5 protein-coding genes are annotated in these 6,294 nt (G+C 51.2%); all 5 read left to right on the plus strand.

Annotated features, from left to right (window positions below):
* The first annotated feature begins 164 nt into the window (after window positions 1-164).
* The 5 genes from pyrR to carA all read left to right on the plus strand — a co-directional run bounded on the left by pyrR (window position 165) and on the right by carA (window position 5,936).
* Entirely contained in the window at window positions 165-713 is a 549-nt protein-coding gene (pyrR, locus tag Q8O92_03885; GenBank protein MDP2982452.1) for a bifunctional pyr operon transcriptional regulator/uracil phosphoribosyltransferase PyrR, read from the plus strand.
* 93 nt (window positions 714-806) lie between these two features.
* Entirely contained in the window at window positions 807-1,733 is a 927-nt protein-coding gene (locus Q8O92_03890; protein MDP2982453.1) for an aspartate carbamoyltransferase catalytic subunit, read from the plus strand.
* Window positions 1,730-3,013, plus strand: a complete 1,284-nt coding sequence (locus Q8O92_03895) for a dihydroorotase (protein MDP2982454.1) — start codon at window positions 1,730-1,732, stop codon at window positions 3,011-3,013. The genes Q8O92_03890 and Q8O92_03895 overlap by 4 nt, the downstream gene beginning before the upstream one ends.
* Before the next feature lie 199 nt (window positions 3,014-3,212).
* Entirely contained in the window at window positions 3,213-4,526 is a 1,314-nt protein-coding gene (locus Q8O92_03900; protein MDP2982455.1) for a DNA methyltransferase, read from the plus strand.
* 198 nt (window positions 4,527-4,724) lie between these two features.
* Window positions 4,725-5,936 carry a glutamine-hydrolyzing carbamoyl-phosphate synthase small subunit gene (gene carA / locus Q8O92_03905; protein MDP2982456.1) on the plus strand — a complete coding sequence of 404 codons (1,212 nt, stop codon included), beginning with the start codon at window positions 4,725-4,727 and terminating at the stop codon, window positions 5,934-5,936.
* Window positions 5,937-6,294 lie beyond the last annotated feature (358 nt).

Consider the following 6,294-nt stretch of genomic DNA (forward strand, 5'->3'; position numbering starts at 1 on the left):
AATATATTGTGTATGACATATGGAATTATGTTTTCCGGGATATTTACCCGGCGGAAATTTTGGATTTATTTTGCTCTCACCTGAAACGGGTGAGGTTTTTTTTGCCCTGTCGGGGTCCCCGCTCGTACGAAGTACGTGCGGGGTGAACTAAATGGGGGTACGGATTGACTATTACAAGCGAGGAACGAATCATGGATGCCGCCGCCATGAAACGTGCTCTCCAGCGGATGTCCCATGAAATTCTCGACCGGAACAACGGTCCGGAGAGACTCGCGCTGGTCGGTTTGCAGACTAGGGGGGTCTTTCTTGCAAGGCGCATGGCGGAAATAATCGGGGCGATAGAGAATACAACCATTCCTGTAGGAATTCTCGATGTCACCATGTACAGGGATGATTATCGTTCGGTGATGAAACAGCCTATGGTGAAAGTCACTTCCATTTCTTTTGAGGTGCAGGGAATTACCGTGGTGCTGGTGGATGATGTGTTTTTCACCGGCCGCACCGTTCGGGGCGCCCTTGACGCTATCATGGATTTCGGGAGGCCCGGGCGGGTTGAACTTGCTGTGCTCATAGACCGCGGGCGCCGTGAGCTTCCACTCATCGCCGATTATGTGGGAAAACAGGTCACGACACAGGTGGATGAAGAAGTACGGGTGCGCATGGCGGAAGGCGATGGAGTGGATGAAGTTACTCTGGTGAAACTATCTCGCTAATAAAGGGGTCCCCGCTCGTACCGGGGTCCCCGCTCGTAAGAAGTACGAGTGGGGTGAAATACGAAGTACGTGCGGGGTGAACAGGAGGGATAGATGACATTCGGATTGAAACATCTTTTCGGTCTCCAGGCAGCCTCGAAACAGGACATCTCCACGATCCTCGACACTGCGGCTTCTTTTCGAGAAGTCCTTGACCGGCCGATACGCATTGTGCCGACTCTCAAGGGAGTGGCGGTGCTGAACCTTTTCTATGAAGATTCCACGAGGACCCGGATATCTTTTGAGCTCGCTGAAAAACGTCTCAGCGCGGAAGTGATCTCCTTTACCAGGAGCGCATCGAGCGTTTCAAAGGGAGAGTCCCTCCGTGATACGGTGCGCAACATCGAAGCCATGAAAATCGATTTGATCGTAATCCGTCATAAATCTCCCGGCACACCGCGTTTTCTGGCCGATCACACCCATTGCAGGATCATCAATGCCGGGGACGGCGCTCATGAGCATCCCACCCAGGCCCTCCTCGACATGATGACTCTGCGCGAGCATTTTGGAAAACTTGAAGGTCTCAAGGTGCTCATCGTGGGTGACATTCTCCATTCCCGGGTCGCCCGCTCCGATATATGGGGATTGAAAACGATGGGCGCAGAAGTCGATGTGTGCGGGCCGGCCACTCTGATGCCCATGTACATGGAATCGTTCGGTGTAAAGGTTCATTATGATCTTGACAAGGTGATCGGTGATTATGATGTCGTGTACATGCTGCGCATCCAAAAAGAGCGTCAGACCGGCGGCTTGATACCCTCTTCACGTGAATACACAGCTCTTTTCGGGCTTACAAAGGAACGGGTGACCCGGATGAAACCCGGAGCGGTGGTCATGCATCCCGGCCCCATAAACCGCGGTGTGGAGCTTGATTATGATGTTGCGGATTCGGAGAGGAGTCTCATCCTCAACCAGGTAACCAATGGGGAGGCAATCAGAATGGCTGTGCTCTTTCTCCTCAGCGGAAGGGAGGAAGAATGAACCCGAAAGACCTTCTCATTCAGGGTGGAAGAGTGATCGATCCCGCGCAGAATATCGACGATGTAATGGATATCCTGTTAAGCTGCGGCCGTGTCGCGGCTCTGGGGAAAGAGCTCTTTCGGAGAAATGCGGAGACCTTCGATGCACACGGATTGATTGTTATGCCGGGTCTCATCGATCTCCATACCCATCTCCGTGAACCCGGCGCCGAAGAAGCGGAAACCATTGCCAGCGGCTGCGCGGCGGCTCTCTGGGGAGGATTTACCGCTGTCTGCCCAATGCCAAATACGGAGCCGCCTGCCGATGATTCCGGCAGGATACATTTCATTCTCGAGCGCGCCCGGGGGTGTGCAACAAGAGTATATCCGGTAGGCGCCATAACCCGCGGCCGCCGCGGCGAGGAACTGGCGGAGATGGGCGATATGGCGCGCGCCGGTGCTGTGGCGTTTTCCGATGACGGTAATTCTGTCGCCAATGCCCAAATCATGGTCAATGCTCTCCGGTATGCCCGGATGGTCGGGAAACCGCTGATCCTTCACGAAGAAGACCGCACCCTGTGCCTTGAGGGACAGATGAACGAGAGCGCTCTTTCCGAACAACTCGGCCTCAAGGGGATGCCGCGGACAGCCGAGGATATCATGGTGATGCGCGATATCGCTCTTGCCGAGTATACCGGAGCCCCCCTGCACATCACGCACATATCCACCCGCGGCGCAGTGGAGATCATCCGCGCCGCCAAAGCCCGGCATGTTAAAGTTACCTGCGATGTAACCCCGCACCACCTTACCCTGACTGAGGACCTGGTTGCCTCTTTCGATACCCGGTACAAGATAAACCCGCCTTTGCGCACCCGGGATGACATCGCAGCCCTTCGAACTGGTTTGGCGGAAGGCGTCATCGATGCCATTGCGACCGACCATGCGCCCCACTATCCCGAGAACAAGGAAGTCGAATTCACGTACGCCGCGTTCGGGGTGACCGGCCTGGAAACGGCGCTGGCTGTTATCGACCGTGAACTGGTACGCCCGGGATTTCTCACCTGGGGCGATGTGGCAAGGAAAATGTCTTTTTCCCCTTCCCGGATTCTGGGAGTGGAAGGGGGAAGCCTCGAAGTGGGAGCAATCGCCGATGTGACCCTGTACAATCCGGAAGCGCCCTGGAAAGTCGACCCGAAACACATGAAATCCAGGTCATCCAACACGGCGTTTTTCGATTGGGAGCTACCGGGGAGGGCGGCGGCAATCGTGGTCGGGGGAGCGCTGCATAAGAATCAGGAATGAAAAGGAAAGAATACAGGAGACAGAATCCCCCCGGCGCTTAGCGCCGACCCCCTTATCGAAGGGGGTAATATCCTGAAACTGTTTCATCGTTCCAGCGAAGCGGCAACAAGTTCAGGATGACACGTGTCATGCCGAACTTGTTTCGGCATCTATAAAATAAACCAGGTTCGTCTCAAGCTTTTTTTAGCTTACTGAGAAAATGCTGAAAACTCATCACACAATTATCAACGGCGATTCGAGAAAGATGGGCGAACTTCCGGATGAGAGCGTTCACCTGATTATCACCTCGCCTCCATACTGGCAGTTAAAGGATTATGGCTCCGGAAATCAGATCGGTTATCATGACAGCTATGAAAGTTATATCAATAACCTGAATCTGGTTTGGAATGAATGCCGCCGGGTGCTCCATAACGGATGCAGGCTCTGCATCAACATCGGCGACCAGTTCGCCCGATCCGTGTATTATGGGAGATACAAGGTTATTCCGATACGGACCGAGATTATAAAGTTTTGCGAGACCATCGGCTTTGATTACATGGGCGCGGTTATCTGGCAGAAAGTTACCACGACGAATACAACCGGCGGCGCAACCATCATGGGGTCGTTTCCCTATCCCCGCAATGGTATTTTGAAACTGGATTACGAATTCATCCTTATTTTCAAGAAGCCTGGGAGCCCTCCTCCGGTAGATCAACAGTTCAAAGAGCTATCAAAGATGACGAAAGAGGAATGGAATACCTTTTTCCAGGGACATTGGAATTTCAGCGGGGCCAGGCAGGACAACCATATCGCCATGTTTCCGGAAGAGCTGCCGCGCAGGTTAATAAAAATGTTTTCGTTTGTAGGGGATACCGTCCTTGATCCTTTTCTGGGAAGCGGAACGACCTCCCTTGCGGCAAAAAATTTGGACCGTAATTCGATGGGGTATGAAATCAACCCTGAATTCATGCCGGTCATACGGGAGAAGCTGGGTATTCATGACAACTCCCTGTTTGATTCGGCGTCTTTTACCTTTCTTGAGCAGAAGAAACCGGAAGTCGATTTTGATGATGAGATTCAGCGGCTGCCCTATATTTTCAGAGACCCCCATGCATTGGATAAAAAAGTTGATCCGAAAAAATTGGCGTTTGGGTCGAAAATAGACCAGAACGAAAACCCAAGAGAAGAGTATTTTACGGTAAAAGAAATACTCAGCCCGGAGCTTCTATTGTTAAGTAACGGGTTGACCGTACGGTTGATCGGCATAAAACAGGATGTTACCAAATACAATGAGGCAATTGAGTATCTTTCCCAAAAAACCAGGGGGCAGAAGGTATTTCTCCGGTTTGATGCACAAAAAAATGATGACAACAATAATCTTCTGGGTTATGTATACCTTAAAAACAAAACGTTTGTAAATGCTCACTTGATAAAAGAAGGACTCGTACAGGTTGACAGGGAAATGGAATATAAATATAAAAAAGCGTTCATAAACTACTCTTGTATCAGTGAGAGAGAATCATGTACGTTTTAAGCACAGCCTCATTTGTAATGCGGGGGAAACAGATGCCGAAACGGTTTCATCGTTCCCGCAAAGCGGCAACGGTTTCATCGTTCCCGCAAAGCGGCAACAAGTTCGGCATGACACGTGTCACCCTGAACTTGTTTCAGGGTCTATACCTCATACAGTATGTGAAGATACATAATAATCCATACCATAGAGAAAAGCCTTATGAAATCAAAAAAACGAGCCATGCTTGCCCTGGAAAACGGAAAGGTATTCCGGGGGTATAATTTCGGCGCCGAAGGCGAGAGCGCCGGTGAAGTCGTATTCAACACCGCGATGACCGGCTACCAGGAAGTGCTCACCGATCCCTCCTATCACCGTCAGATAGTCACCATGACCTATCCCCTTATCGGGAATTACGGGGTCAATCCGGAGGATTACGAGTCTAGCCATCCCTGGGTGGCCGGATTCATTGTAAAGGAATACTGTCCGTACCCCTCGAATTTCCGCATGAACGAAAGTCTGGGCGATTTCCTTGCCCGCTTCGGCATTATCGGCCTCGAAGGGATAGACACCCGCGAGCTGGTACGGATTATCCGGAATAAAGGGGCTATGCGAGGGATTCTCAGCACGGTCGATTTTGATCCGGAATCTCTTGTGGCCAAGGCAAAAGCCTCTCCGCTCATGGTGGGCGCAGACCTGGCGAAAGAAGTCACCTGTTCCGAGCCATATTATGTTCTGGAAACGGAAGAGAGTGCTGCCCGTCATGCCAAACTCAGGGATATTAAGGCATATCACGCGGATTTTGTGCGAGTTTCACAGGAAATGTTCGTGCGCTCCCGCCTTCCGCTGGTGATCGCCTTCGATTACGGAATAAAATACAATATCCTCCGGAAACTGGTCGGACGCGGGGTAAAGGTTATGGTGGTGCCTGCAGGTACTTCCGCCGCCGAAGTGCTGGCGCTTAACCCGGATGGCATCTTTCTCTCGAACGGCCCCGGGGATCCTGAGGCGGTATCCTATGCCATCGAGACCATTAAAATCCTGGCTGGGAAAAAACCACTTTTCGGCATCTGTCTGGGACACCAGCTTCTCGGGATTGCCCTGGGCGGGGAAACCTACAAGCTCAAATTCGGACATCGCGGAGAAAACCAGCCGGTGATGGACACCTCTACCGGCAAGGTGGAAATATCGAGTCAAAATCATGGTTTTTCCTTAACACCCGGCTCGATCCCCAGTGATGAAGCGGTGATCACCCATATGAACCTGAATGATGGTACGATAGAAGGATTATACGCCGATCATCGTGAAGCATTCAGCGTCCAATACCATCCGGAATCCTCACCCGGCCCGCATGATTCGGATTACCTTTTCGACCGGTTTATCGGGATGATAAAAAAAACCTCACCCGGCCTTCGGCCTCCCTCTCCTAAATAGGAGAGGGTAGAAACAAGGCGCGTAACGAGTTACCCCCTCTCCTGACTAGGAGAGGGGGCAGGGGGTGAGGTAAAGAAACACCAGAAAATAATGTAGAATTCCCTTTTTTTTCGGATCATCTTTTAAAAAAATATAAAAATCGCTTTATTTTGTAAAATTATCACTTGCATTTTCCGAAAGAACAGTTATTATTAGACTAAAATGTCTTTATTCCCTGAGAATCTAAAAAATAGCCCCTTTCTGACGGAGTGCTGCGTTATGGTACGTTTAGGTATTGGAGGAATGGCTGTACTGGTACTGGTTACGTTAGCCGGCAATCTGAGTGCGCAGAACATTTATGATCTCCGTAAATTGACCG

Source organism: Candidatus Latescibacter sp. (assembly GCA_030692375.1).
In the GTDB taxonomy this organism is placed as follows: Bacteria; Latescibacterota; Latescibacteria; order Latescibacterales; family Latescibacteraceae; genus JAUYCD01.

Coding starts and splice junctions, on each gene's coding strand:
- carA (MDP2982456.1), top strand. CDS start 4,725: ATGAAATCAAAAAAACGAGCCATGCTTGCCCTGGAAAACGGAAAGGTA.
- Q8O92_03890 (MDP2982453.1), top strand. CDS start 807: ATGACATTCGGATTGAAACATCTTTTCGGTCTCCAGGCAGCCTCGAAA.
- Q8O92_03895 (MDP2982454.1), top strand. CDS start 1,730: ATGAACCCGAAAGACCTTCTCATTCAGGGTGGAAGAGTGATCGATCCC.
- Q8O92_03900 (MDP2982455.1), top strand. CDS start 3,213: ATGCTGAAAACTCATCACACAATTATCAACGGCGATTCGAGAAAGATG.